Source organism: Fodinicola feengrottensis (assembly GCF_010993775.1).
Classification (GTDB): domain Bacteria; phylum Actinomycetota; class Actinomycetes; order Mycobacteriales; family HKI-0501; genus Fodinicola; species Fodinicola feengrottensis.
The window spans coordinates 60366-85580 of record NZ_WOTO01000011.1 but is presented as its reverse complement, the minus strand read 5'-3'; the positions used below and the strand labels follow the sequence as shown (position 1 = coordinate 85580).

The 25215-nt window shown below is 67.3% G+C and carries 27 protein-coding genes, 1 tRNA gene and 6 pseudogenes; 22 read left to right on the top strand and 12 right to left on the bottom strand.

Translation table 11 applies throughout. From position 1 onward, the window contains the following. Positions 1-386 precede the first annotated feature (386 nt). Both GNX96_RS67155 and GNX96_RS12640 read right to left on the bottom strand, forming a co-directional pair. Entirely contained in the window at positions 387-1616 is a 1230-nt protein-coding gene (locus tag GNX96_RS67155) for a cytochrome P450 (RefSeq protein ID WP_279580164.1), read from the bottom strand. A gap of 29 nt (positions 1617-1645) precedes the next feature. Continuing rightward, complete coding sequence (locus GNX96_RS12640) at positions 1646-2128, bottom strand: hypothetical protein (protein WP_279580163.1); 483 nt, start codon at positions 2126-2128, stop codon at positions 1646-1648. Positions 2129-2191: 63 nt separating this feature from the next. On the opposite strand from GNX96_RS12640, the gene GNX96_RS51245 reads away from it, so the two are divergent. The 5 genes from GNX96_RS51245 (at position 2192) to GNX96_RS12620 (ending at position 5738) form a co-directional block, all read left to right on the top strand. Then, positions 2192-2599 carry a TetR/AcrR family transcriptional regulator gene (locus GNX96_RS51245; RefSeq protein ID WP_279580162.1) on the top strand — a complete coding sequence of 136 codons (408 nt, stop codon included), beginning with the start codon at positions 2192-2194 and terminating at the stop codon, positions 2597-2599. Next, positions 2581-2823, top strand: a complete 243-nt coding sequence (locus GNX96_RS51240; RefSeq protein WP_279580161.1) for a hypothetical protein — start codon at positions 2581-2583, stop codon at positions 2821-2823. The genes GNX96_RS51245 and GNX96_RS51240 overlap by 19 nt, the downstream gene beginning before the upstream one ends. 67 nt (positions 2824-2890) lie before the next feature. Then, positions 2891-4021 carry a Re/Si-specific NAD(P)(+) transhydrogenase subunit alpha gene (locus tag GNX96_RS12630; RefSeq protein WP_163568233.1) on the top strand — a complete coding sequence of 377 codons (1131 nt, stop codon included), beginning with the start codon at positions 2891-2893 and terminating at the stop codon, positions 4019-4021. Beyond that, positions 4021-4335, top strand: coding sequence for an NAD(P) transhydrogenase subunit alpha (locus GNX96_RS12625; protein WP_163568232.1), 315 nt, complete (start codon positions 4021-4023; stop codon positions 4333-4335). Before GNX96_RS12630 ends, GNX96_RS12625 begins: the two co-directional genes overlap by 1 nt. Beyond that, a complete protein-coding gene (locus GNX96_RS12620; protein ID WP_163568231.1) occupies positions 4332-5738 on the top strand; it encodes an NAD(P)(+) transhydrogenase (Re/Si-specific) subunit beta in 1407 nt (468 codons plus the stop codon). The genes GNX96_RS12625 and GNX96_RS12620 overlap by 4 nt, the downstream gene beginning before the upstream one ends. A gap of 57 nt (positions 5739-5795) precedes the next feature. Here the strand turns inward: GNX96_RS12620 and GNX96_RS12615 are convergent, their stop codons facing one another. After that, on the bottom strand, positions 5796-6356 hold the full coding sequence (locus GNX96_RS12615; RefSeq protein ID WP_163568230.1) for a YceI family protein: 561 nt from the start codon (positions 6354-6356) through the stop codon (positions 5796-5798). Between the two features lie 246 nt (positions 6357-6602). Here GNX96_RS12615 and GNX96_RS12610 point away from each other — a divergent pair, with 246 nt between their 5' ends. Next, positions 6603-6965 carry a winged helix-turn-helix transcriptional regulator gene (locus GNX96_RS12610; RefSeq protein WP_163568229.1) on the top strand — a complete coding sequence of 121 codons (363 nt, stop codon included), beginning with the start codon at positions 6603-6605 and terminating at the stop codon, positions 6963-6965. 454 nt (positions 6966-7419) lie between these two features. Here GNX96_RS12610 and GNX96_RS12605 read toward each other — a convergent pair. Continuing rightward, a tRNA-Leu gene (locus GNX96_RS12605) sits at positions 7420-7505 on the bottom strand. 98 nt (positions 7506-7603) lie between these two features. Here GNX96_RS12605 and GNX96_RS12600 point away from each other — a divergent pair. The 9 genes and pseudogenes from GNX96_RS12600 to GNX96_RS63290 all read left to right on the top strand — a co-directional run bounded on the left by GNX96_RS12600 (position 7604) and on the right by GNX96_RS63290 (position 16621). After that, positions 7604-8431, top strand: coding sequence for an FhaA domain-containing protein (locus tag GNX96_RS12600; RefSeq protein WP_163568228.1), 828 nt, complete (start codon positions 7604-7606; stop codon positions 8429-8431). 5 nt (positions 8432-8436) lie between these two features. Beyond that, the gene (locus GNX96_RS12595) at positions 8437-8910 is read left to right on the top strand and encodes an FHA domain-containing protein FhaB/FipA (RefSeq protein WP_163568227.1); all 474 of its coding nucleotides are present in this window, start codon (positions 8437-8439) and stop codon (positions 8908-8910) included. Positions 8911-8968: 58 nt separating this feature from the next. After that, positions 8969-10348: a PP2C family protein-serine/threonine phosphatase gene (locus tag GNX96_RS12590; protein ID WP_163568226.1), complete on the top strand. Its 1380-nt coding sequence runs from the start codon at positions 8969-8971 to the stop codon at positions 10346-10348. Between the two features lie 12 nt (positions 10349-10360). Then, positions 10361-11748, top strand: a pseudogene (locus GNX96_RS63305) (FtsW/RodA/SpoVE family cell cycle protein); the annotation flags it as partial. A gap of 82 nt (positions 11749-11830) precedes the next feature. Continuing rightward, positions 11831-13024, top strand: a pseudogene (locus tag GNX96_RS63300) (penicillin-binding transpeptidase domain-containing protein); the annotation flags it as partial. A 232-nt stretch (positions 13025-13256) separates the two neighbouring features. After that, positions 13257-13511 carry a hypothetical protein gene (locus tag GNX96_RS51225; protein ID WP_279580158.1) on the top strand — a complete coding sequence of 85 codons (255 nt, stop codon included), beginning with the start codon at positions 13257-13259 and terminating at the stop codon, positions 13509-13511. Beyond that, positions 13483-14826 (top strand): protein kinase domain-containing protein, encoded by a 1344-nt coding sequence (locus GNX96_RS12575; RefSeq protein ID WP_163568224.1) that lies wholly within the window; start codon positions 13483-13485, stop codon positions 14824-14826. The genes GNX96_RS51225 and GNX96_RS12575 overlap by 29 nt, the downstream gene beginning before the upstream one ends. Before the next feature lie 135 nt (positions 14827-14961). Further along, positions 14962-15921, top strand: a pseudogene (gene pknB, locus GNX96_RS63295) (Stk1 family PASTA domain-containing Ser/Thr kinase); the annotation flags it as partial. A gap of 145 nt (positions 15922-16066) precedes the next feature. Beyond that, the gene (locus GNX96_RS63290; RefSeq protein ID WP_390623991.1) at positions 16067-16621 is read left to right on the top strand and encodes a PASTA domain-containing protein; all 555 of its coding nucleotides are present in this window, start codon (positions 16067-16069) and stop codon (positions 16619-16621) included. Between the two features lie 334 nt (positions 16622-16955). Here the strand turns inward: GNX96_RS63290 and GNX96_RS51220 are convergent, their stop codons facing one another. The 3 genes from GNX96_RS51220 to GNX96_RS12555 are packed head-to-tail and all read right to left on the bottom strand — an operon-like array spanning position 16956 to position 18552. Beyond that, the gene (locus GNX96_RS51220; RefSeq protein ID WP_279580156.1) at positions 16956-17102 is read right to left on the bottom strand and encodes a hypothetical protein; all 147 of its coding nucleotides are present in this window, start codon (positions 17100-17102) and stop codon (positions 16956-16958) included. Between the two features lie 5 nt (positions 17103-17107). Beyond that, positions 17108-17854, bottom strand: coding sequence for a class E sortase (locus tag GNX96_RS12560; protein ID WP_163568222.1), 747 nt, complete (start codon positions 17852-17854; stop codon positions 17108-17110). Then, the gene (locus GNX96_RS12555) at positions 17851-18552 is read right to left on the bottom strand and encodes a DUF881 domain-containing protein (RefSeq protein WP_279580155.1); all 702 of its coding nucleotides are present in this window, start codon (positions 18550-18552) and stop codon (positions 17851-17853) included. The genes GNX96_RS12560 and GNX96_RS12555 overlap by 4 nt, the downstream gene beginning before the upstream one ends. Before the next feature lie 228 nt (positions 18553-18780). Here GNX96_RS12555 and GNX96_RS12550 point away from each other — a divergent pair, with 228 nt between their 5' ends. Together GNX96_RS12550 and GNX96_RS12545 are read left to right on the top strand one after the other, a co-directional pair. Further along, a complete protein-coding gene (locus GNX96_RS12550; protein ID WP_163568221.1) occupies positions 18781-19050 on the top strand; it encodes a cell division protein CrgA in 270 nt (89 codons plus the stop codon). A gap of 50 nt (positions 19051-19100) precedes the next feature. Then, positions 19101-19550: a PH domain-containing protein gene (locus tag GNX96_RS12545; RefSeq protein ID WP_279580154.1), complete on the top strand. Its 450-nt coding sequence runs from the start codon at positions 19101-19103 to the stop codon at positions 19548-19550. Between the two features lie 58 nt (positions 19551-19608). Here GNX96_RS12545 and GNX96_RS12540 read toward each other — a convergent pair whose 3' ends face one another. The 3 genes and pseudogenes from GNX96_RS12540 to GNX96_RS12530 all read right to left on the bottom strand — a co-directional run bounded on the left by GNX96_RS12540 (position 19609) and on the right by GNX96_RS12530 (position 21086). After that, the gene (locus GNX96_RS12540) at positions 19609-19878 is read right to left on the bottom strand and encodes a hypothetical protein (RefSeq protein WP_279580153.1); all 270 of its coding nucleotides are present in this window, start codon (positions 19876-19878) and stop codon (positions 19609-19611) included. Further along, entirely contained in the window at positions 19854-20405 is a 552-nt protein-coding gene (locus GNX96_RS12535) for a rhomboid family intramembrane serine protease (RefSeq protein ID WP_163568218.1), read from the bottom strand. The genes GNX96_RS12540 and GNX96_RS12535 overlap by 25 nt, the downstream gene beginning before the upstream one ends. Before the next feature lie 133 nt (positions 20406-20538). Then, positions 20539-21086 (bottom strand): annotated as a pseudogene (locus GNX96_RS12530) (peptidylprolyl isomerase). Between the two features lie 243 nt (positions 21087-21329). Here GNX96_RS12530 and GNX96_RS12525 point away from each other — a divergent pair. Both GNX96_RS12525 and GNX96_RS12520 read left to right on the top strand, forming a co-directional pair. Next, a complete protein-coding gene (locus GNX96_RS12525) occupies positions 21330-21716 on the top strand; it encodes a hypothetical protein (RefSeq protein ID WP_163568217.1) in 387 nt (128 codons plus the stop codon). Further along, positions 21635-22036, top strand: a complete 402-nt coding sequence (locus GNX96_RS12520) for a hypothetical protein (RefSeq protein ID WP_163568216.1) — start codon at positions 21635-21637, stop codon at positions 22034-22036. The genes GNX96_RS12525 and GNX96_RS12520 overlap by 82 nt, the downstream gene beginning before the upstream one ends. A 57-nt stretch (positions 22037-22093) precedes the next feature. Here GNX96_RS12520 and corA read toward each other — a convergent pair. Next, positions 22094-23171: pseudogene (gene corA / locus GNX96_RS63285) on the bottom strand (magnesium/cobalt transporter CorA). On the opposite strand from corA, the pseudogene GNX96_RS63280 reads away from it, so the two are divergent. Together GNX96_RS63280 and GNX96_RS51205 are read left to right on the top strand one after the other, a co-directional pair. Continuing rightward, positions 23127-23663, top strand: a pseudogene (locus GNX96_RS63280) (MBL fold metallo-hydrolase); the annotation flags it as partial. The pseudogenes corA and GNX96_RS63280 overlap by 45 nt on opposite strands. A 107-nt stretch (positions 23664-23770) precedes the next feature. After that, positions 23771-24016, top strand: a complete 246-nt coding sequence (locus GNX96_RS51205) for an MBL fold metallo-hydrolase (RefSeq protein ID WP_279580150.1) — start codon at positions 23771-23773, stop codon at positions 24014-24016. Here the strand turns inward: GNX96_RS51205 and GNX96_RS12505 are convergent. After that, positions 23965-24567: a putative glycolipid-binding domain-containing protein gene (locus GNX96_RS12505; RefSeq protein ID WP_279580149.1), complete on the bottom strand. Its 603-nt coding sequence runs from the start codon at positions 24565-24567 to the stop codon at positions 23965-23967. The two genes, GNX96_RS51205 and GNX96_RS12505, sit on opposite strands and share 52 nt — an antisense overlap. A gap of 111 nt (positions 24568-24678) precedes the next feature. Between GNX96_RS12505 and GNX96_RS12500 the strand changes: the two genes are divergently transcribed. Continuing rightward, on the top strand, positions 24679-25194 hold the full coding sequence (locus tag GNX96_RS12500; protein WP_163568215.1) for a CGNR zinc finger domain-containing protein: 516 nt from the start codon (positions 24679-24681) through the stop codon (positions 25192-25194). Positions 25195-25215: the final 21 nt, after the last annotated feature.

Below are 25215 nucleotides of genomic sequence, written 5' to 3'. Positions count from 1 at the left end.
TCAACTTAGACGGAACCCAGGCCCCGTCCGGCGCCATCGGCCGCCAGGCCGATGTTGTCGCCCCTCCGGCAGGAGCGTCCGCCTTCCAGGCCCCGCGGTCTTTGCGGGGCCTGGAAGGCGGACTTTCGTAGCCGTAGTCGACAGCGCCCGCGCCGAAGGCGCCAGAAACACAGGGCGGCATGGGCAGTAACCCCAAGAAAAACCCCGCCCCGCCACCAAAAACCGGTGGCGGGGCGGGGTTTTTCTTGGGGCTGGTAGAAGAGACGCCGCACCCTCACAGAAAACGCCCTTAACCAAGGCGCTCACCTCCACGGCAAACAACGCTTCTAACCAGCGCCCTCGCCCCCGCAGCACACACTGCTTTAACCAAGGCCGGTGCCTTCACGCTAACTACCTGACAGCCACCGGAAGCACCTCGGGGCCGCGGAGGTTGATGCGCCCATTCCACTCGACATCGCCGTCCAGCCGCAGGTCAGGGAACCGTCGTACGAGACGCCCCAGGGCCGTACGCCCCTCCAACCGTGCCAGCGCGGCACCCAAACAATGATGGACACCGCCACCAAACGACGTGTGGTGTCGTGCGTTGCGTTGGCACGTTCGATCAAGACTTTGTCAGCATCCAGACCAAAAACAGCGGGGTCGCGGTTGGCGCTGGCGATGCTCAGAAGGACGGCGGTGCCGGGCGCGATGACGTTGCCGTCCACCTCGTACGGCTCGAGGGTGACGCGGCGGGACATCTGCACCGGCGAGTCAAAGCGGAGCAGCTCTTCGACGGCGTTGCCATCCAGGTCTGGGCGGGACGCGAGGAGCGCGCGCTGATCAGGGTGGTTGAGCAGGGCGAGGGTGCCGTTGCCGATCAGGTTGACGGTGGTTTCGTGGCCGGCCACGTAAAGCAGCACGACCTGGCTGACGAGTTCCTGCTCGCTCAGCTTGTCGCCGTCGTCCTCGGCGGCGATCAGCGCGGTGAGCAGGTCGTCGGCCGGATGCTGGCGCTTCCAGTTGATCGCGTCGATGGTCAGCTCGGTGATCTGTCGGTCCGCGTCAGCGATCTGCTGGAGCAGCTCCGGGTCGTTCACCGGCTCCAGCGAGCGTACGAGCGTGCCGGTCAGCTCGCGCAGCCGCACCTCGTCGGTCTCCGGCATGCCCATCATCTCGGTGATCACCCGGAACGGCAGCGGGAAGGCCAGTTCCTGGACCAGGTTGAACCGGCCGGCGTCGGCCATCCGGTCGAGTGCCTGGTCGACCAGCTCGACCACCCGCGGCTCGAGTTTTTCGATGGTACGCATGGTGAAAGCCTTGGTGACCAACTTGCGCAGCCGGTCGTGGTCGGGCGGGTCGCGGTCCAGCATGGACAGCCCGTCGGACCGCGGCGCCCCGTCGCCGTACGCGGCCTCGCGCAGCTCACGGATCTGCCCGACCGTGACGTTGTGCTCTTCGACGGACAGTTTCGCCCGCAGCAACTCGGTCACGTCGGCGTGCCGGAGCAACAGCCAGAAACCCATCGGGTGCTCGTGTACGGGCACCTGTTCGCGCAGCGTTTTCAGGTGTGGGTAAGGATTATCGGTGAAACCCGGCTCGAACGGGTTGAACATCACCGGCTGGTCGGTCTGGGTCATCGCACGCCTCCTGGTTGCGACTTTGCGAATTATGCGTGGAGAACGCGCCGGATCCGCCGGTCCGCCATCCCAATCAGCCACTGGCCGAGGGGGCAGTGGGTACGCCGGCCGTCCTCCCGCATGACGGGCATCGCCGGCATCGTGGTCACCCCGGTCGCGGCGACCAACTGACGCCACTGCCGGTCCTCGGCGGCGGCGAGCGCTGGGTTGTCGCTGTAGTAGTCCAGCAGCGTACGAAGACCCGGCCGGAGCGCCCGGAGCTCGGCGCAGATCCGCGCCAACCCGGTCGCCATGTCGTCGGGCGCCTCCTCCAGCAGCCCGTCCAGCCGGGCCGCGTACGCGGTGGACCAGCGTTGATGGGCGGCCAGCAGGAACTCGTCGAACCCGCCGAACTCTGCTTCGATCGCTGCTATGTGTACGGCCGGAACCTGCGCGGAACCGGTGCCGGTGATCTCGTCCAGCACCAGGTTCAGCAGGTCGGTGCGCCGATGCACCTGCTGCCAACCGGTCATCGCCTTCTCCCTGTCGGTCACATACACTGGGTACGTACTCTGAGTATGTCTTAGACTCGACGTATGTCAACCGTGAAAAGCCGCCGCGCGGAGTACTCGGACGCCACTCGCGCAGCCCTGCTGGATTCGGCCACCGAACTGTTCAGTGAGAACGGCTATGTCCACACCTCACTGGATGACGTGGCCCGTGCCACTCGGATGACACGCGGTGCGGTCTACCACCACTTCAACGGCAAACAGGCGCTCTTCGAGGCTGTTCTGGAAAACCAGGAGATCGCCATGCAGGTGGCGGTCGGTGAGGCGGCGGCGAAGGCGACCGGCCCGTGGGAGGCCTCGCTCGCCGGTCTGGACACCTTCCTGGACTTCTGCTGCGACCCGGTCTATGGCCGGATCGTCATGCAGGAGGGCCCTGTCGCACTCGGCTGGCATCGCGCTGGCGCGAGTGTGAGCAGTTGTACGCGTACGGGCTGACCGAGCAGTTCATCGTGCTCCTGATCGAGGCCAAACTGGTTGATCCGGTACCGCTGCCCAGCGCCACCCAGGTGATTTTCGGGCTGCTCAGCGGATCAGCATTGGCGCTGGTAGAGGCGCTGCCGGAGGACCGCCCACGGGTGCGCGAAGAGTGTGGCGCGCTGATCCAGAGGATCCTGGTCGGGCTGCATCCGAGGTTCACCCAGGCTGGCCCTGTCAACTGAGTGTGCGACACAAATACTGTGACGATTAACTCCCCCAATCGCGCGACTCGTCCTCTACGGTTCCGTCATGAGAGTCGCCGTACGGAAGGAACGGCGGCCCGGTGAACGCCGGGTCGCGCTGCTCCCACTACATATCGAACCGCTGGTCAAGGCTGGTTTCGACGTAGTCATCGAGTCAGGTGCCGGGCTAGCGGCACTGGCCAGCGACGACGCGTACGTCCAGGCCGGTGCCTCGGTCGTGGACCGCACAGCGCTGGCCGAAGCGGACGTGCTGTTGCACGTCAGACCCCTGGAGCCGGACGACATCGCGGGCCTGCGCCAGGGCATCGTGACGATCGGTTTCGCCACCCCGTCGGCCGAGCCGGACGGCGTACGAGCGCTCCGGGACGCCGGCGTGACATCGTTCGCCATGGAGCTGGTGCCACGGATCTCGCGGGCGCAGTCGATGGACGCGCTGACCTCGCAGGCGCTGGTCGCGGGCTATCGGTGCGTGCTCGAGGCGGCCATGCGGCTGCCGCGGTTCTTCCCGCTGTTCATGACCGCCGCTGGCACGATCCCGCCTGCCAAGGCGCTCATACTCGGCGCCGGAGTGGCCGGCCTGCAGGCGATCGCGACGGCCAAACGCCTCGGCGCGGTGGTCGAGGCGTACGACGTCCGGCCCGCTTCGGCGGACGAGGTCAAATCGATGGGCGCCACTTTTATCAAGCTGGAACTGGAAGCGATCGAGGGCACCGGCGGGTACGCCCGGGAAATGACCGAGGACCGCGCCAAGAAACAGCAGGAGCTGCTCACCCCCTACATCACCAAGTCGGACGTGCTGATCACCACCGCCGCGGTGCCGGGCCGGCCGGCGCCGCAGCTGGTGACCCGGCAGATGCTCGAGGGCATGGCGCCGGGGTCGGTGGTCGTGGACCTGGCGGCCGAGTCCGGCGGCAACGTCGAGGGTTCGGTGCCCGGTGCGGTGCTGGACGTGAACGGCGTGCAGCTGGTCGGGATGGCGGACGCGAGCTCGACCATGCCGGTGGACGCCAGTCGGCTCTACGGCAAGAACGTCACCGAACTGCTCAAACTCCTGGTCAAGGAGGAAAAGCTGGACATCAACCTGGACGACGAGGTGGTCGCCGGCGCATGCCTCACGCACGACGGCGCCATCAAACACGAGCCGACCCGGCAACAGATAGAAGGAGCCGACAGCTGATGGACGGCATCACTCTGCTGACCTTCTTCGTACTGGCCGTGGTGATCGGCTTCGAAGTGGTCTCTCAGGTGTCCACCACCCTGCATACCCCGCTGATGAGCGGCGCGAACGCCATTCACGGCGTGATCCTGGTCGGCGCCATCGTGGTCACCGGGCGTACGACCAACGTCTTCACGCTGATCCTCGGGTTGCTCGCGGTCATCCTGGCCACTGTCAACATGGTCGGCGGTTTCGTGGTCACCGACCGGATGTTGGAGATGTTCAAGGGCAGAGCACCCAAAACGGCTCCGGCGAAGAAGCGGGAGGACTCGTGAACCTGCTCTCGCCGGCCGCGACCGCATTGATCTACCTGGTCGCGGCGATCTGCTTCATCATTGCCCTGAAAGGCCTTTCGGCCCCTGGTACGGCCCGGCGCGGCAACCTGATCGGCGCCGCCGGCGCGGTCGTCGCCGTCCTGGTGGCGTTCTTTTCGGCCAATCTCAGCAACGTTCCGTGGATCGTGCTGGCGATCGCGGTCGGCACGCTGGTCGCCGTACCGACCGCCCGCCGGGTGGCGATGACCGCGATGCCGCAGCTGGTCGCGTTGTTCAACGGCGTCGGCGGCGGCGCGGCGGCCTTGGTCGCCGGCCTCGAGCTGACCGACAGCGCGCACGGCAGCGGCGCGATCGCCGCCATCGCCGCCGCGGCCGGTGCCTTCACCGTCCTGGTCGGCACCGTCTCGTTCTCCGGTTCCGTTGTCACGTACGCGAAACTCCAGGAACTGATGACCACCCGGCCGGTCACTTTCCCGGGCGGCCAGTACGTCTTCGGTGCCTCGCTGGTGGCGGCTGTCGCGCTCGCGGTGTCCGCGGTCGTGGTCGGCGCCAACGGCGGCTCGAACGGCCTGCTGCTGGGTGTTCTCGCGCTGGTCTCACTGGCGGTCGGCATCCTGTTCGTACTGCCGGTCGGCGGCGCGGACGTGCCGATCGTCATCTCACTGCTGAACGCCTTCACCGGCCTCACGGTGGCGGCCAGCGGGTACGTGCTGTCCAACACCCTGCTGCTGGTGGCCGGCACGCTGGTCGGCGCGAGCGGCACCATCCTGACCCGACTGATGGCGGCCGCGATGGGCCGCAGCATCACCAGCATCCTGTTCGGCGCGTTCAAACCGTCCACCATGGTGGCGGCCGGCTCGGGCGGCGATCGCCCGGTGCGGTCCGGCAGCCCGGAGGACGTGGCGATCCTGCTCGGCTACGCCCGCAAGGTGATCATCGTGCCCGGCTACGGCCTCGCGGTGGCGCAGGCGCAGCACACCATCCGGGAGCTGGCTGATTTGCTTGAGGCCCGGGACATCGAGGTGCTCTACGGCATTCACCCGGTCGCCGGCCGGATGCCCGGGCACATGAACGTGTTGCTGGCTGAGGCGAATGTGCCGTACGAGGTGCTGAAGGAAATGGACGAGGTGAACCCGGAGTTCAAGACCGCCGATGTCGCGCTGGTGGTCGGCGCGAACGACGTGGTCAACCCTGCGGCCAAAACCACACCGGGGGCACCGATCTACGGGATGCCGATCATGGAGGTCGACGACGCGCAGCAGGTCGTCTTCCTTAAGCGGTCGATGCGGCCGGGATTCGCCGGCATCGAGAACGAGCTCCTGTACGAGCCCAAGACGATGCTGCTTTTCGGCGATGCCAAGGAATCCCTGAGCAAGGTCGTGGCGAGCGTCAAATCTCTCTAGGAAAGACAACGAAACGGCGCCGGGATTTCCCGGCGCCGTTTTCGTTTGCTCGTACGATCAGCCCTCCTGCAGGCCGGCCTCGATCTCCAGGGTGATGGAGATCTTGTTGGCGACCATCAGCACGTCGGTGCCCGGGACCGAGCCGGTGAAGTTGACGCCAAAGTCGCGCCGGTCGATCTCGGTGGTGGCGGTGAAGCCGGCCACCGTGCCGGCCGGGCTCGGGCCGAAGCCGTTGACCTCCAGCTTGAGTTCGACCTGCTTGGTGACGCCCTTGATGGTGAGGTCGCCGGCCACGATGAAGTCGTCGCCGTCCTGGCGTACGGCGGTGGAGGCGAAGGTCAGCGTGGGGTGCTTGTCGGTTTCGAAAAAGTCGGCCGACTTCAGGTGCCCGTCCCGGCCCTCGTTGTTGGTGTCGATCGAACCCAGATCGATGGTCGCGGTGACGCTGGAGTCCAACGGGTTCTCGGTGGTGACAATCTCGCCAGAGAAGGTCTTGAACTCGCCCCGCACCTTGCTGACGGCCAGGTGCCGTACCGAGAACCCGACGTGCGAGTGCACCGGGTCGATTGCCCACTTGCCCGCGACGAAGCCGGGGATCTGCACAGATGCCGAGGTCATTGCACTTTCTCCTGTTCAGCCAGTTCCACAACCAGCGTCAGTTCCGATTCGTGTCATGGTTCCTATTGAGAACCAATAGGAACTGTAGGAAGGTTGAAGGATCAATGACAAGACGGCACTTTCACATACCTGAGTTACACGGAGGTAACCAATGAGCCTGCCGACCGATACTGCCGCCGACGTTTATGTCGGAAATAGTACCTTTTCGGATCTTTCTCTGCCGGATATCCCGACCAGCCAGTGCCGATGACCACGAACTGTAAGGCACGCGAGGTGGTCGGCCGGATTGGCAGCAAGTGGGCCATCTACGTGATCTCCAGCCTGGATGAGCACACGATGCGCTTCGGTGACCTCAAGAAGACCATCGACGGCATCAGCCAGCGGATGTTGACGGTCACCTTGCGAAGCCTGGAACGCGACGGCCTGATCCGTCGTACGGTCTATCCGGTCGTGCCGCCGCGGGTCGAGTACGCCCTTACCCCACTGGGCAGGACCCTGCTGGAGGTGGTCTCGACGATGGTGCACTGGACCGACGAGCACATGGCCGAGATCGGCGCCGCCCAGTCGGCCTACGACTCCCGCCCGGAACCCGAGCCCATCGAGCAGTAGTCCGGAACCGAACGCCTCACGCTCTCGTTGACCTTCTGACTTACCGGCCAGCGCCGTCCGTTTTGCTCTAGCTATCGGGCCCACTGACCGGCAAGATCAAGGCGCACGATGGCCCACGATCGAAAGGTGTGACGTGACTCTCGTACGAGATTTCGGTAGCCACCGTCACACCCAGAGGGCCAGCGCAGATACCCGAAGACCCGCGTTACCAACCGGTCGAGAACAACTATCGACGACAGCTTCACCCGGTACTTTTTTCCAAGCCCACACCCACAAAAACTCCCGGTACAACTACGAAAGCCGCATCGCGACCAGGGCGACCCGCAGCAATCGAGTTTGTTATCGGGGGGTCCAGGGGAACTCCCCTGGCGTGGGGGTCTGGGGGCTCAGGCCCCCAGGCGGCATCGCCGCCAGAACCCGGTCCGCGCTCTCCACGGACAGGGAAACCCCATTCTGGTGGGCAAGGGGGGAGTTGAACCCCCACGTCCTTTCGGACACACGGACCTGAACCGTGCGCGTCTGCCATTCCGCCACTTGCCCTCAGCGCTCGATCACCGTAGCAGACGGGCTACTGCGGACCTGACGGGTGTGCCGGGTCCGGATACCATCACTCCTGGTCAATAATCGGGAGGGCGATCGTGGGGGTGCTGCAGCGCTTCGAGAAGCGGCTCGAGGGCTTGGTCGAGGGGGCTTTCGCCAAGGTCTTCAAGGGTGTCGTGCACCCGGTCGAGATTGCCAGCGCGATGCAGCGGGAGGCTGACGCGCACCGGTCCATCCTGGGTGGTGGCCGGACGCTGGTGCCGAACCGCTACATCATCGACCTGTCCGCTTCGGATCATGACCGGCTTGAGCAGTACGCGGCGGCCTTGGCCCAGGAGTTGGCACAGGCGCAGGCGGAGTTCATCGGTGAGCAGGGGTGGACGGTCTACGGCGACGTGATCGTCGAGATCGAGCGCGGCGACGGGCTCGACACGGGCATGTTCCGGGTGGTGAGCGAGGTCTACACCGGCAGTGTGGAGCCGGAGCCGCCACCGTCGTACCAGCAGGGCGGCTATGGCGGCGGGCCCGCGCCGTACGCGCCGACCGGGCCGGTTCCGCCGCCGGCCCAGTCGTCCGGCGCGCCGAACTCCGCGGTGCCCTATAGTCCGCCGCCACAGGGCGGCGGGTACGGTCAGCCGGTCGGGGCAACCGCGCGGCTGGTGGCCTCCGACGGCCGGCAGTACTCGCTGTCGATCGGTTCCACCGTGCTCGGCCGTGGCGAGGCGGCGCAGGTGCGGGTCGCCGACGTGGGTATCTCCCGGCAGCACGCCCGACTGGATTTCGACGGTTCCCGGGTGGTCGTCACGGACCTCGGGTCGACGAACGGCACGGCGGTGAACGGCTCGCGGATCAACGCGGTGGCGTTGCAGCCGGGTGACGTGATCCAGGTCGGTACGACGACCCTGACCCTGCGACTGGACAGCTAGGACACATGCCTGAGGTCGTACTCGCCGTCGCCCGTTTCGGGTTCCTGGCGCTGCTGTGGATCTTCGTGTTCGCGGTGATCGGTGTCGTTCGCCGCGACCTGTTCGGGACCCGGCAGGCCAGGTTGGTGGCGAGTCCGCGGGGCATCCCGTCGGCGTCCGCACGACCTGCGAAGGTCAAGCGCGGCAAGACGGCACGTACTGTGGTGGTCACCGAAGGTGCTCTCGCCGGAACTCGGATCACGCTAGGAGACAGCCCTATCACCATCGGCCGGGCGGACGACTCGACGCTGGTACTGACCGATGACTACGCTTCCACCCGGCACGCCCGGTTGGTTCCTCGGGGCGGTCAATGGCTGGTGGAGGATGTTGGTTCGACCAACGGGACGTACCTCGACCGAGCCAAGGTGACCGGTCCGACCCCTGTCCCCCTCGGTGCGGTCGTACGCATCGGCCGCACATCGTTCGAGTTGAGGTCATGACTCAGACTTCCCAGAGGCAGCGCAGCCTTGAGATCGTCCGAAAGATCGGACTGACCTCATGAGTCTGACCCTGCGCTACGCCGCCAAGTCCGACCGCGGACTGATCCGTGAAGGCAACGAGGATTCGGTCTACGCCGGACCCCGGCTGTTGGCGGTCGCCGACGGCATGGGCGGCATGGCCGCCGGCGAGGTGGCCAGCAACATCGTGGTCGCCGCGCTCGCGCCGCTGGACGAGGACGCTCCCGGCGCGGACCTGGTGGATGCCCTCAAGAACGCGGTGGCCGACGCCAACGACCAGCTCCGCCGGGCCGTGGAGGACAACTCGGCACTGGAGGGCATGGGCACCACGCTGACCGCGATGCTGTTCTCCGGCAACCGGCTGGCGGTCGTGCACGTCGGCGACTCTCGCGCGTACGTGTATCGGGACGGCGACGTCAACCAGATCACCCGCGACGACACGTACGTGCAGATGCTCGTCGACGAGGGCCGGATCACCCAGGAGGAGGCCGGCACCCATCCGCAGCGCTCGCTGCTGACCCGGGCGCTGGACGGCCGGGACGTGGATCCGGACTTCTCGGTTCGCGAGGCCGTGCCGGGCGATCGCTACCTGCTGTGCAGCGACGGCCTTACCGTGGTCGTCAGCGAGGAGACGATCGGCGAGACCATGGGCCTGCAGACGCCGGCCCAGGTCGCCGACCGGCTGGTGTCGCTGGCACTGCGGGCCGGCGCGCCGGACAACGTCACGGTGATCGTGGCGGACATCATGGAGCGCGAGACCGGCGACGACGCCCCAGTGGTGGGCGGTGCGGCGGCCCGGGACCGCGGCCGGGCCTCCGGCGCGCGACCGGACTCGGCGGCTGGCCGGGCGGCACTGGCCCGCCCGCATCCCGCGGTCGAGGAAGACGACGAAGAGGACGACGACCCGGCACCGCCGCGGCACCGCGTTCGTACGACCCTGCTGGTGGTCGCCGCGCTGATCGTGGTGGCCGCGATCGGTTTCGGCGGCTGGACGTACACGCAGAACCAGTACTACGTCGGCGCCACCACCGACGGGCATGTCGCGATCTTTCGGGGCGTACGGGGAACGGTGGCCGGGATAGGTCTGTCCCGGCTCTCCAGCGAGAGCGACATCGTGCTCACCGATCTGCAGCCAGTGGCCGCCCGTTCGGTGTCCGAGGGCATCACCGCGCAGGACGCCAGCGACGCCGAAGCGATCGTGAAGCGGCTGCGGGACCAGCTGAAGCCGTTGTGTGCCCCGATCGGGCAGACCGGCACCGACCCGGTCCGGCCGGGCGGCTCGCCCAGCCCACACCCCGGCGGCACGCCCAGCCCACATCCCGGTGGCTCGCCCAGCCCGCATCCGTCCGTGTCGCAGTCCCCCTCCCCGACTCCCAGCCCGAGCACTCCGCCAGCCGACTCGACCTGCCGACCACGATGAGATGAGCTTGCGATGAGTACGACCACCGCGTCCGCACCGACCGCCCGCCCGGCCGGTCGACGGCAGCCCACCCGGCGCAACGCCGAGCTGTTGCTGCTGCTCGTGGCGATGGCGATCGTGTGATGATGGTGTCCGCGTCCATCCAGGCGGCACTTCAGGGCACCATCAACCTGAACTGCGTTTACATCCCGGCGGCGCTGACCGCGGTCTTCCTGATCGCGCACGTGGTCGTGCGGTTTTTCGCCTCGTACGCGGACCCGATCATCCTTCCGTGTGTCGCGCTGCTGAACGGCATCGGCGTGATCTTCATCCAGCGGCTCGGGCTGGTCTCGGCCACCGGCAGCGGCACGCTGCCGGAGACGTACGGCGGCCAGGGCCTGCGGCAAGTCATCTGGACACTGGTCGGGATCACCGCGTTTTGCGTGGTCCTGCTGTTCATTCGGGACCACCGGGTGCTCTCCCGGTATTCGTACACGCTGGGCATCGGCGGCCTGCTGTTCGTGATCCTGCCCGCGGTGCTGCCGTCCCGGATCAGCGACCCGAACAACAACGGCGCGAAGATCTGGCTCGCACTGCCCGGCGTCGGGCAGATCCAGCCCGGTGAGTTCGGCAAGCTGGCGCTGATGGTCTTCTTCGCGTCATATCTGGTCAGCAAGCGGGACGTGCTGTCACTGGCGAGCAAGCGGTTCGTCGGCATCGACCTGCCCCGCGGCCGCGACCTCGGCCCGGTGGTGACCGCCTGGCTGGTCTCGCTGCTGGTGTTGATGTTCGAGCGGGACCTGGGCACCTCGCTGCTCTACTTCGGCATTTTCATCACGATGCTCTACATCGCCACCGAGCGGACCAGTTGGCTGCTGATCGGCCTGGTCATGTTCATCGGCGGGTCGGTCTTCGCGTGGTCCGTGGTGGCTCGCGTTCAACTGCGAGTGGACATCTGGCTGCACCCGTTCGCGGACGCCGCCGGCACCGGCTACCAACTGGTCCAGTCACTGTTCGCACTGGGCAGCGGCGGCCTGTTCGGCACCGGGCCTGGAGCCGGTCATCCGGCCATCGTGCCGGTCGCCTCCAGCGACTTCATCACCACCACGTTGGGCGAGGAGGTCGGACTCTTCGGTCTGACCGGGATTCTGATGCTCTACGCGATCATCAGCCTGCGCGGCATGCGGACCGCCCTGGACGTACGGGACTCGTTCGGCAAGCTGCTCGCCGGCGGCATGGCCTTCTCGATCGGCCTGCAGGTCTTCGTCATCATCGGCGGGGTCTCCGACCTCATCCCGCTGACCGGCGTGACCACCCCATGGCTCTCGTACGGCGGCTCGTCCCTGCTGGCCAGCTGGATCCTGGTGGCCATCCTGCTACGCATCTCGGACACCGGCCGGCGGCCGGCCGTGACGGCCGCGCCCGCGGTGCAACTGCAAAAAGCGCACCGACGGAGGTGGTCCGGCTGTGAACGCTCCCATCCGCCGGGTGGCGGTGTCAGTGATGGTCCTGTTCGCCCTGCTGTTCATCAACCTGAACTACGTCCAGTTCATCAAGGCCGGGGCATACCGTACGGACCCGCGGAACCCGCGCACGCTGATCCAGGACTTCAACCGCAAGCGCGGCCAGATCGTGAACGCGGACGGGCAGGCGATCGCGTCGGTCCAGCAGACCTCCGGCAAGTTGAAGTACTTGCGGACGTACCCGGCCGGCCCGCTCTACGCGGCCGTCACCGGCTACGACTCGGTGAGCTACGGCAAGACCGGCCTGGAGGCGGATCAGGACCCGATCCTGTCTGGCGACTCCGACCAGTTGTTCGTCCGGCGGCTGTCGGACCTGGTCACCGGGCGGCAGCCGCAGGGCGGCAACGTGATCGTGACCGTCAAGCAGAAGGTGCAGCAGGCCGCCTTCGACGGGCTGGCCGCGCAGTCCCAGTTCCGCGGCGCGGTCGTCGCGCTGGACCCGCGGACCGGCGCGATCCTGGCCGAGACCTCCAGCCCGTCATTCGACCCGAACCAGCTCTCCACTCACGACTCCGCATCCGAGAAGAGCGCCTTCACCCGGCTCAACAGCGACGAAACCAACTCACCGCTGCTGAACAAGGCGCTCAAGGAGAGCTACCCACCCGGGTCGACGTTCAAGACGATCGTCTCGGCGGCCGCCCTCGCTAACGGCTTCAACCCGCAAACCAAGGTCCCGGCCGGTCTGCAGTACGTCGCGCCCGGCACTAGCACGCCGATCAAGAACGACGACGGAACGGCCTGCACCGGCGACCCGACCACGCTGCTCGACGCTCTGAGAGTTTCCTGTAACACTGCGTATGCGCATCTTGGGGTAACTTTAGGTACGGACAAAATACGCAAACAGGCCAACGCGTTTGGCTTTGACGCCGATATCTCCAATGATTCGATCCATGCGGCACAGAGCAAGCTCGGCGCGATCGTGGACCAGCCCTCGTTGGCACAGTCCTCGATCGGTCAGCGGGACGTCCGCATGACGCCGCTGCAGGGTGCCATGATTGCCGGCGCGGTGGCTAACAACGGCACCGAGATGAAGCCGTACCTGGTCAGTGACGTGCAGGGCCCGGACCTGTTGTCGCTGGGCAAGACCAGCCCGTCGCAGTACGGCCAGCCGATGACCCCTGCGGTCGCACAGCAGCTGCAGCAGATGATGCAGTCGGTGGTAAGTGACGGCACCGGCAAGAAGGCGCAGATCTCCGGGGTGACGGTCGGCGGCAAGACCGGCACGGGCACAGAACGGCGACGGCAAGCAAGACACAGTGTGGTTCATCGGATACGCGATCGACGGCGGCAAGCCAGTGGCGGCGGTAGCCGTCGTGCTGGACCAGGCCGGCGGGGGGGTCAAGTTCGGTCCCGACTGCGATCGGCGGCAAGGTTCTCCAAGCCGCTGTTGAGGCTGCGAGGCAGTGATGAATGTGACCATGGGTGCGTTACTGGGTGGCCGTTACCGGCTGGACTCGCGGATTGCCGTTGGCGGCATGGGCGAGGTCTGGCGGGGACACGACGAGGTGCTGGGCCGCTCGGTCGCACTGAAGATCATGCACGCCCAGCTCTCCACCGATCCGGGCTTCGTCGACCGGTTCCGGGCCGAGGCGCGGAACACCGCGCGGCTGCACCACCCCCGGCATAGCCGCCGTGTACGACTACGGCGAGACCTCGGTTGAGGGTGGCCCCCCACAGGCGTATCTGGTGATGCAGCTGGTCGACGGCGAACCGCTGTCCGACCTGCTGCTGGCCCGGGTCGGCAAGCTGCCGGTGGACACCACTCTCGAGCTGATCGCGCAGACCGCCGAGGCGCTGCAGGCCGCGCACCGGGCCGGAGTCATCCACCGGGACGTGAAGCCGGCCAACCTGATGGTCCAGCACGACCCGGCCACCGGCGCAAACACCATCGTGGTGACCGACTTCGGCATCGCTCGTACGGTCGAGTCCAGCCACATCACATCCTCCGGTCAGGTCTTCGGTACGGCCGCGTACCTGCCGCCCGAACAGGCCGCTGGCAAGCGCGCCACTCCGGCCAGCGACCAGTACTCGCTCGGCGTGGTGGCGTACCTGTGCCTGTCCGGCCGCCGGCCGTTCACCGACGAGAACCCCACCCGGGTGGCGCTCGCGCACTTGCGGGACAAGCCGCCGGCACTGCCGTCGGACATCCCACCGGCGGCTCGGGCGCTGGTCACCCGGGCGATGGCCAAGGAGCCAGGCTCCCGGTTCGCCTCGATGGACGTGCTGTCCAGCGCGGCCCGGGCGGCCATGTCCGGGGTCGTCACGTCGTCCGGCAAGGCGCCGACCCCGCGGATCCCAAAGCCGGGCCGCGGCACGGTCGTACTGGCCTCCCCGACGGTGGCCAACGCGGCCGCGCTGGGCACCACCATCCGGCAACGCAGGGGCGGTCGCCGTACGGGTGCGTGGGCGATCGGCATCGCCGCCGCCTTCGCGCTGGTCCTGTTGGTCGGCGCCGGCTACGCGATCACGATGCACAACGTGAACCCGCAGGTGGTGAACTCGCAGAGCAAGGTGACCGGCAACCCGAACGGGAACGGCTCGGACACCGCGCCGCAGGGCGCCGGCACGGGCAGTGCCCCGGCCAGCCCGTCCGCCAAGGTCTCCTCACCCACCGGCCAGGCGCCGGCCGCGGGCCACTCGGTCGGCCCGGTCGTCCAGCCACCCTCCCAGCCCGGCGTGCCCGGTGGCGGCCACGCCGGCTCCGCGCCGCCGCAGCCCATCGTGCTGAAACCCCCCCCCGACTATGTGGGCAAGCCGTGCGCGCAGGCGGAGAGCCAGATTCGCGCCAAGGGCCTGGCCACCCAGGAGGTCCTGAACGACAACCCGAACGGCACTCCGGGCACTGTCAACTCGGTCACGCCTACCCAGGCGATGCGCGGCCAGACAGTGACGGTCTACTGCCAGAAGGCGGCCCCACCGCCACCGACCAGCGCCCCACCGGCGTCTCCGACGCCGCCGGCTACGACGAATTCGTAGGAACTGTAGAGAGGTCAGGAAGAACGCAGATGTCCGTGCCAGCCAGGCGGCGTTCCACGCCCCGCGCCGGTGAACCAGACCAGCGGGGAGCCGTCTGCTGTCAGCCGGCAGATGAGATCCTTTCGGGGCAGTGGCATGACTGAGGCACGTCTGCTCGGCGGTCGTTACCAGCTCGGAGAGATTCTCGGCTACGGCGGCATGGCCGAGGTGCACCGCGGCAACGACCAGCGGCTGGGCCGTGACGTGGCGGTCAAGGTGCTGCGCGCGGACCTGGCCCGCGACCAGGGCTTTCAGGCCCGGTTCCGGCGAGAGGCGCAGAACGCCGCTTCGCTGAACCACCCGTCAATCGTGGCGGTCTACGACACCGGCGAGGAGACCAGCGCCGACGGCGTCCCGCTGCCGTTCATCGTCATGGAGTACGTCGAGGGCCGCACCCTTAAGGAAGTGCTCGCCGACGAGGGCCGCCTGCAGCCAGAGCGGGCCATGGAGATCACCGCCGACGTGTGCTCGGCGCTGGACTTCAGCCACCGCAACGGCATCGTGCACCGGGACATCAAGCCGGCCAACGTGATGCTGACGACCACCGGCGCGGTCAAGGTGATGGACTTCGGCATCGCCCGCGCGGTGGCCGGCGGCACGTCCACGATGACCCAGACGTCGGCGGTCATCGGTACGGCCCAGTACCTGTCGCCCGAGCAGGCCCGCGGCGAGACCGTGGACGCCCGGTCGGACGTTTACTCCACCGGCTGTCTGCTCTACGAGCTGCTGGTCGGGCATCCGCCGTTCACCGGTGACAGCCCGGTCGCGGTGGCGTACCAGCACGTACGGGAGAACCCGATCCCGCCGGGCCAGCTCAACCCGGACGTCACGCCGGACGTGGACGCGATCGTGCTGAAGGCGATGGCGAAGAACCCGGCGAACCGCTACCAGTCTGGCGCCGAGATGCGGTCGGACCTGCTCCGGGCCGCCGCTGGCCGGCCGGTGTCGGCAACCCCGGTGATGAGCGACGACGAGCGTACGCAGCTGATCAGCGCGCGCGCCGCTCCAGCAGCAACACCATCGCCGGGTCGAGCCGGAGGAGGAGCACCGGCGCCGCCGTGGGCTGATCATCACCGGTGTGGTCTTCGCGGTGATCATCGTTTTCGCGGTCGCGGCGCTGGCCACCACCTTCCTGCTCAGCGGCTCGACTGTAGAGGTGCCGAGCGTGGTGGGACAGCCGAAGGCGCAGGCCGTCTCGACCATGAGCCAGGCCGGCTTCACCAACTGCGACACACCGACCGCCGCGGACCCCGCGGTCCCCGCCGGCAACGTGACGAAGCAGAGCCCGGACGGCAAATCCCAGGCGAAAAAGGGCGCGAGCTGCAGCCTGACCATCAGCACCGGCCCGGCCCCGGTCACCGTTCAGGACTTCACGGGGCAGCCGGTGACGGCCCTGCAGACGTGGGCAACCGGCAAGGGTGTGCATGTGGTGCAGACCGCGGACAACGCCTCGAACGCCACCGCCGGAACGATCACCTCGCAGGACCCCAAGACCGGCACGATCCCGGCTGGCGGCACCATCAACGTCAAGGTCGCCGGTGGCCTGATCCCGGTGCCGGACGTGGTGGGCAGCGCCCTCGTGGACGCTCGCAGCCAGCTCACCCAAGCCGGTTTCAAGGTGAGCGTGAGTTACAAGAACACCGACGACCAGTCCAAGGACAACACGGTCGCCAGCCAGACGCCGGACGGCAACTCCAACGCGGCCAAGAACACCACAGTCACAGTCAGTTGGTCGTCTGGCGCCACCAGCAAGTGACGCCCAGCCCCACGACCAGCTCCGGCACTCTCGTCGGCGGCCCCGGTGGTGGCACCACGACCAACCCGACCCCACCGACCACCACGACCGCCGGCGGCACGGGTACGAACACCAACTGATCGCCCGCAGGACAGTGGCCCATCGAGCGCGGACAGCGCCCGGTGGGCCACTGTCGTACGCCGCCAAGGTCGGTGGGTCCGTCGTACGGCAGGAAGCCCCTGAAAGCTGTCTGAGGCCGGTTTACGCACTTGCCCGCACGCGCCACAGCAGACGGAAAAGGGCCCCTCGCGCTGGCGAAGGGCCCCTGACCGACTGCGGGTGGCTCAGTTGACCGTCACGTCTCCGAACGGCAACAGCGGCTCCAGCAGTGGGAAGACCACGAGCCACAGTAACGCGATCGCGACCGCGCGAGCAGCACGATGGTGCCGATGATCTTGCCGGGCAGGCCGCCGGGCAGAACGCGCCAGATCCAGGTGTACACGGCGATCAGCTCCCGGTGATCTCGGGCGGCTGGCCGGCGGAGGTCGGCTGGGTGCTGGCCAACACCCCGTGGATGATCAGCCGCTGGTAGTTGTCCCACTTCGGGTTGCAGGTGGTCAGGGTGATCATCTTCTGAGTCGGCGTGGCACCTGGGTGGTGCGGCACCGGGTCGACCACCGACACCTCGTGCGGGCTGACGATCTCGGTCAGGCTGACCTTGTAGATGAACCAGTCCGTACGGGTCTGGACGACGATCTCGTCACCGTTCTTGAGCTGGTCAAGGTCGTAGAAAATGGCCTTGATCCGGTGACCGGCGACCGCGAAGTTGCCGACCTGGCCGGGCAGCTGGGATTTCGGGTAGTGGCCCGGCGCCAGCCTGATGTCGTGCGGGGTGACACCCTCCACCACGACCCAGTCCTTCTGCAGCCGGGGGATGTAGATCCGGGCGAGGCCCTGGCCGGGAATCGGGGTGCTCGCGGCCGCGCCGGTCTGGTGGCTCCACTGCTGGTTGAGCTGCGAGTTCAGGGTGTCCTTGTTCCCATCGACCTGCAGCTCCTTGCCATAGACCTCGTACCCGGCGAAGAGCATCACCACCAGGCCGAGGGTGATCAACGTCTGGCCGAACCCGCGGATGATCGCCCGCACGATGGTGCCCAGGCTCGCCGAGGCGGCCGCGTGGCTGCCGCCCTGTTGGTTCGTATGACTGCTATATGGACTTCCCCCGAGCGCAGCTGAGCTGCGATACACGGTCATTTCGTTCCTCCGGTCAGCGGCAAAGACACCTGGCCGATATAACCCGGCACCTTGAGATCGGTCTGGCTGGTGACCCGGTAGCCCAGACCGAAGTCCCTGGCCGCCTGGGTGAAGGCGAGCACCGCTGGAGCGCTGTTCAGCGCCGCCCGCATGCTCTCCGGTGGCCCGATCGCGGAGATCACGAACGGCGGTGAGTACGTACGACCGTACAGAAGCAGGACGTTGCCGACGCAACGCACTGCCCCGGTGGAGATCAACCGCTGCCCCATGACGCTGACCGCTTCGGCTCCGCCAGCCCACAATGCGTTGACCACCGCCTGCACGTCCTGCTGGTGGACGACCACGTCATTGACGGTGGCGCCGGGCGGCAACTGGCCGTCCGCGGTGTGCGGCGCGTCGTTCAGGCTGACGGTGAGGCCAGGTCCGGCCAACGCCGTCAGCCCGGCTGGCTGCTCCAGCCCGCCGGACTGTGACTGGGCCGCCGCGATCCGGCCGTCGGTGTGCGCGCGAGTGGCGGTGGACTGCTGGATCTGCCGGCGCAGCTCGCGGGCGGTGGCTTCCTGTGAAGTGACGGTGGCGTTGCGCGAGTTGATGAGTTGCTGCAGTTGCAGCTGGCGGCCGGACCGCAGGTCAGTGCCGTTGGCGGTCTCGGCGCTGGCCGCAAACAACATGCCGCCGCCGATCATCACCACCGGCACCACCACCGACCAGCGGGCCTGCCGGCGCCGCTCGGCCTTGCGGTCAGCGCTGCGAGTCCGCCCCGATGGCGCACCCGAGGACGCCGATTTAGGGTCGATTTGGCCCCGTTCGGCCCCAGGCTGAGATGACCCAGATGTGTTGTTAACACCACCTGCGGACACGTTGCCTCCTCATCGGCGCGAGATGTTGTCTACGCTAGCTGGCGAGGATCGCCTGAGGAGAATCCAGTGCCCAAGTCTCGTGTTCGTAAGAAGAAGGTCTACACCCCGCCGACGGAGTCACGTCCGTCAGCGATGGCGCGGGCCCGAAAGCGCCGGCCCAGCTCGCGGTGGGTGCCGATCACCGCGTTGACGCTGATCGCAGTGGGGATCGCCTGGTTGGTGACGTATTACATGTCCCAGGGCAGCTACCCGGTGGCGGCCTGGTCGTACTGGAACCTGGCGGCCGGTTTCGGCCTGTTGGTGGTGTCTCTGGGTGTCCTCACCCAGTGGCGCTGAGCAGCGGAAACACACAGCTTTGTAGTTTTCCCCAGGAGTTATCCACAACTGTGGATGAGGACGGTGTGGACAACGTGCCCGAGGGTCTGACCACCCGGTGGAGGGTGCCGGTCCGTTTCACCGTCCTCAAGGCTGCCCTGACGGTGGTCTTCGTGGCGGCCGGGGTGCTGCTGACCGGCGGCGACCGGGCCGCCCTCGCGCTGGTGGTGATCGGTACGGTCGCGTTGGCCGCCTTCACGCTGCGGGATCTGCTCGCCCCGGTCCGGCTCTCCGCAAGCCCCGAGGGCGTCCGGGTGGTCACCGGCTTCTGTGGTCACCGCGAGCTGCCATGGTCGGCGGTCGAGCGGGTACGGGTGGACGTGCGCAAGCGTCTTGGCCTGCGGACCGAACTGCTCGAGATCGACACCGGCGAGACACTGCACCTGTTCAGCGCCAGCGAGCTCGGCGCGGACTGCACCGCGGTGGCCGAGCGGCTCAGCTCGCTGCGAACCGGTCGCTAAAAACACTTCAGGGCCTCCTCCCGCGTACGGGAGAAGCCTGATCTGTGCTGCCGTCAGCCTAGAAAATGCTGGAGGCGAGGGTTTTGCCGGCCACCAGGACGAAGAGCAGGATCGCGACCGCGACCATGGTGCCGACCTGCACCGGCAGTCTCATGGGTCCACGCGGCGCGTACGCCAGCCCGATTCCGAGCAGCGCGCCGGAGGCCATGCCGCCCAGGTGTCCCAGGATCGAGATCCCCGGCACGAAGAATGTGATCCCCAGGTTGATCACGATCATCCCGACCAGGCCGCCGAGGTTCGCCTTCAGCTTGCGGAAGAAGAAGAACATCGCGGCCAGCAGGCCGAACAGCGACGCGGACGCGCCGCCGCACTGCTGACGTTCTGGAACAGGTAGACCAGCGTGCCGCCACCAATACCGGTCAGTAGGTAGAGGACCAGGAACCGCCAGCGGCCCAGCAGCCGCTCGCACTCCCGGCCGAACAGGAACAACGCGTACATGTTCACGGCCAGGTGCAGGATGCCGATATGCACGAAGTCGGAGGTCAGCAACCGCCAGAACTGGCCGGTGTCAATCCCCCCGAACTGGCCGTTGTTCGCAGCACCCGCCAGGTAGTCCAGGTCCGGCCCGCCGCCGAAACCGGCGATCTGGATCAGCTGCTGCACCGACGCACCGGCCGCGGCCGACCAGATCAGGTTCGCCACGTACACGCCGATGTTGAGCGCGATCAACACATAGGTGACCGTGCCGCGCTCCCCGCTGAGCGACCCACCGAAGACAGTCTGGCCTGATCGGACGGTCCGGCTGCCCTCTCGTACGCAGTCGGGGCACTGAAAGCCGACCGAGGCGGCGTTCATGCAGTCCGGGCAGATGGGCTTGTTACACCGGATGCACCGGATATGGGTCTCCCGCGACGGGTGCCGATAGCACATCGGCGGCGACGAGAGACCCGACGGCGGCTGCATCGTCATGGGAGCGCCAATCGCAGGGTCAAGACGAGACCCGCTCGATGACGACCGACTCCAGGACCTGCTCGGTGGCCGGCCGGTCGCCGCCGCCGCCGTACGAGTGGTGGCGATCGCGTCCACGACCTTGCGGCTGTCGTCGTCCACGACCTCGCCGAAGATGGTGTGCTTGCGGTTCAGGTGCGGGGTTGGGCCGACCGTGATGAAGAACTGCGAGCCATTCGTGCCGCGGCCGCCCTGGATGCCAGCGTTCGCCATCGCCAGCAGATACGGCCGGTCGAAGACCAGGTCGGGGTGCGGCTCGTCGTCGAACTGGTAGCCCGGGCCGCCGATGCCCTGGCCCAGCGGGTCACCGCCCTGGATCATGAAGCCGGCGATCACCCGGTGAAAGACCGTTCCGTCGTACAGCTTGCGGTTCGTCTTCTGCTTGGTCGCCGGGTCGGTCCATTCCCGGGTGCCCTCCGCCAGCTCGACGAAGTTGCGCACGGTCTTGGGTGCGTGGTCTGGGAACAGCCGGAGCCTGATCTGACCCGATGTGGTGGTCAGGGTTGCGTAGAGTTCCTCGGCGGCCAACGGTCTGCTCTCCTTGGGTTGAGTGAGTGTCGGACGCTGGCCGCGGTTGGGATTGGACCGCCCGATGCGGTCTCACCACTTGGACAACCTGGCACATCGCCAACTGATTACATTCTTCCACCCGGCCCGGCCAGCCCCGATGCGGCCCATGACCAGGCCACTGCCCCGTGTGGTGGCGCTGCTTGACTGGGTGGAAGATGGAGAATAGGACAGCCAGCGATCCGGCACCGAGGGGAGCAACGGATGGCTTTCGGTAGGAAGGCGACCGCGAGCAAGGACGAGATAGTGGCCGAGTTGGGCGAAGGCCTGGACCACTTGCGTACGGCGGCGGGCACCGCGACCGAGGTGGCCCGAGACGCCATCGCACCCAAGGTGGAGCAGGCCCGCGACGCGGTGCTGCCGACGGTAGAGAAGGCGCTCGCCGGGCTCGCCCCGATCGTCGAAGCGGCTTTGGAGGCCAGCGGTGACGCCCGCAAGGCGGGCAAGAAGGCCGGCAAGAAGAGCTGGAGAAGCAAACCCGCGGCGCCCGCAAGGACGCCAAGCTCGCGGTGGCCGAGGGCAAGCGCCGGGCAAAGGACGCCACCCTCGCGCTGCGCTCCGGCAAGCCGCGCCGCCGCTGGCCACTGGTGATCGGCGCGCTCGCGGTGGGCGCCGCGGTGGGTGCGGCCGCCGGCCTGCTGGCCCGGCGGACCGAGGAACCGCGCTGGGAAGACTACGACGCACCCTCGACCGACCCGGTCGGTACGCGGGTCGCCGACGTGCCGACGGCAGCGGCCCAGAAGCCTGTCGACGCACCCTCTGAGACCCCAGTCGCGAAGCCGGCCGCCGCGAAACCCACCCCGAACGGGACTCCCACTCCGAACGGCAGCCCGGCCGCCACCGGTTCGGCGAAGACCGCCGCGAAAACGCCGCGGTCCACGACCCGTACCAACGGCAGCACACCCAAGTAACTGGCCCGAAAGGGCGGCCGACCTACCTGGGGCGGCCGCCCTAACGGCTGTGCGGCCTCACAGCCAACCGCTGCGCCGGAACATCCGGTAGAGCAGCAAGCACACACCCGCCATCACCAACAGGATGGCCGGATAACCGTACGCCCACCGAAGTTCGGGCATGTGGTCGAAGTTCATACCGTAAATACCGGCGAGCATTGTTGGTACGGCGGCGATCGCCACCCAGGCGGAAATCTTGCGCATGTCGTTGTTCTGCTGAACCCCGATTTGCGCCAGGTCGGCCTGCAACGCGGAATTGAGCAGGTCGTCGAAGCCGAGCTGCATTTCGGTCACTTGCCGGACGTGGTCGGCGATGTCCCGGATATAGCGGCGAATTTCCAGCGGCACCCCGCCGACCTGGCCCGAATGCAGCGCCTCCAGCGGCCTGGCCAGCGGAATCACCGCGCGTTTGAACTCGATCACCTCGCGCTTGAGGTTGTAAATCCGTCGGACATCGGTGGCACCGGACGAAAACACGTCCGTCCGCCTCAATCTCGTCGATGTCGTCCTCGATCGCCTCGGCGACCTCCACATACCGGTCCACGATGTTGTCGCAGACCGCGTGGAAAACCGCCCATGGCCCCTGTTTCAACAGGTCCTCATGACTGTTGTCGAGGTCGGCCCGTACACCGGAGAGATGGCACGCGTCGCCATGCCGGACGGTGAGCACGAAATGCTTGCCGATAAACAACATCACGTCACCGGTCTCAACCACCTCACTGGTCGCGGTGAGCGCCGGATGCTCCACATAGCGGGCGGTTTTGAGCACGACGAACATGGTTTCGCCATAACGCTCCAGTTTTGGCCGCTGGTGCGCGACCACCGCGTCCTCAACGGCCAGCGGGTGCAGGCCGAAAACCTCTGCCAGTTCGTCCATATGCGCCTCGGTCGGCTCTTTCAATCCGAGCCAGACAAACGAGTTGTGGTGTTTTTCGGCTTCCCGCAAGGCTTCGCGGTAGTCCACAGTGCCCGGTTCGCGGACGCCCTCAATGTAGAGACCACAGTCGATAATCGGCAGCTCGGCCGATTCTTTCGGCTCGGTGCCGTGGTGATGGCCCGCGTTCGTACGCGGCAGCACCCTGCTGATGGCGCGCACCGGCACCCGCAGCGTGTGGGCGACGCTGCGACGGCGCGGACGCGTTGCCCTTGCGTTGCCAGTGGGTTTGGGCTCCGCCATGGCGCTCACCTCACATTCAGCTGTCGGCTTACGGCCGCGTTCAGGTTACGCCGCCGAGATGGCGACGCCAGGTCGCATCATGGCTGGGTGAGCCGCATCCGGAGGGTGACCCTGGGCGAGTACGTACGGCCGCCGATCGAGGTCGACGGTGTCCACTCGCGCACCGAACCGGTCTTGGGCTACCTGGTCGATCACCGCGATGGTCTGCTCCTGTTCGACACCGGCATCGGTGCGGTCGATCCGGAGACCGAGGCGCACTATCAGCCACGCCGGCGCCCACTCGGGCAAGCGCTGGCAGCGGCCGGTGCGACCCAAGGACGACATCGCGCGGTCGTCAACTGCCACCTGCACTTCGACCACTGCGGCGGCAACCCGGCGCTGGCCGGGCGGCCGATCCTGGTCCAACGGGCCGAGCTGAACACGGCCCGGACCAGCGGCTACACGATCCCGGAGCTGGTGGATTTCACCGGTGTCACGTACACCGAGCTGGACGGCGAGGCCGAACTGGGAGACGGGGTGTGGCTGCTGCCGACGCCCGGGCGCGCTCGCCCGGCCACCAGTCGCTGGTCGTACGACAGGCCGACGGCACGGTCGTGCTGGCAGGTCAGGCGCACGATTCGGCCGCCAGTTTCGGCCGCCAAGTCGGCGACGGCGGTGGTTCACCGTGGCTGGACCGGTTGCTCGCCCTCGATCCGGCCCGGGTGCTGTTCGCTCATGACGCCTCGGTGTGGACACCGTCGATGCGTACGCCCAACCCGGGATAGTCGATCACCAAGCCATCCCGGTCAAGGCGCAGGGAGGCCTGGAAGGTTCCGCTGCGAAAGTCGGCGTAGGCACCGCCGTCCGGAGCCGGGCCGCGGGTGACGTACGTCTGTGGTGAGACATGGACAGCGAGGTCCGGCACCGAAATCCACGCCATCGTGAAGTCCGCGGAGGTACCCGGCCCGGCCGCCACCAGGTCGTGTCGAAGCACCGGCATGGTGTTGGTCAGCGGGCAGAACGCCAGGTCACAGTCCAGCGCGCCGGCCAGCCCTGCCGGATCCAGAACACCGGCCGGGCCGAGGTGATCGTCCCGCTCCCCGGCCACCGTTGCCGTCCACCGGCCGTCGCCGTCCCGGCGAAGGTCGAGGGAACGCCACCAGCGGCGGGCCTCGACCCGTACCCGGATGCGGTCCGTAACCCAACTCGCGACGGTCTCCAGCTCGTACGACAGCGCGTAGTCCGCGGTAAGGCTCGTCCCGCGCGCTGACATCCGGCCGTCGCCGAACAAGACCGCGGCCGCGTCGATCCGGTCCGGGTCCACCCCGTGCCACACACCACTAGCTGACCTGCCATAACCGCCTCCTCGTTACCGGCTAATCTCTTTACTGGTGAACAGCGAGTGTGTCGGGCAGATGTTCACCAGTCAAGAGTTATGCTGGTGAACATGGCAGAGGAAGCCGCGCCTGGCGGGCTCGAGGTGGTGAGGACGTTCCTCAACAGCTGGGTGATTCCGAACGACACGCGGGAAGCCGAGGACCAGCTGGAGACCGTCGACTGGGCGGCCACCTATCCGGATCTCGCGCCGCCGACCGACTTTCCCGAGCTGCGCGCTTTACGGGACGATTTGCGCGCAGCACTTGGCCAGAGCCATCCGGTGAGCCTCACCGACCAGCTGGCCCGGCACCGGCTCGTACCGATGCTGGCGCCGGCCGGCTCCGCGCGACCCGTCGAACTGGTGGCCGCCGCACCGACGGCCAGTGGTCAGCTGCTCGCGCGAGTGATCACCGCGATTGCCGATGGCCGATGGCGCCGGCTGCGAGCCTGCCCGGACTGCCGGTGGGTTTTCTATGACACGTCCCGAAACGGCAGCCGCACGTGGTGCGCGATGACCGCCGGCGGACCGTTCGGACGGGGTTGCGGCAGCATCGCGAAGACGCGCGCTTACCGCGCCAGGCACTGAAAAAGGAGCCGCCGGGAAATT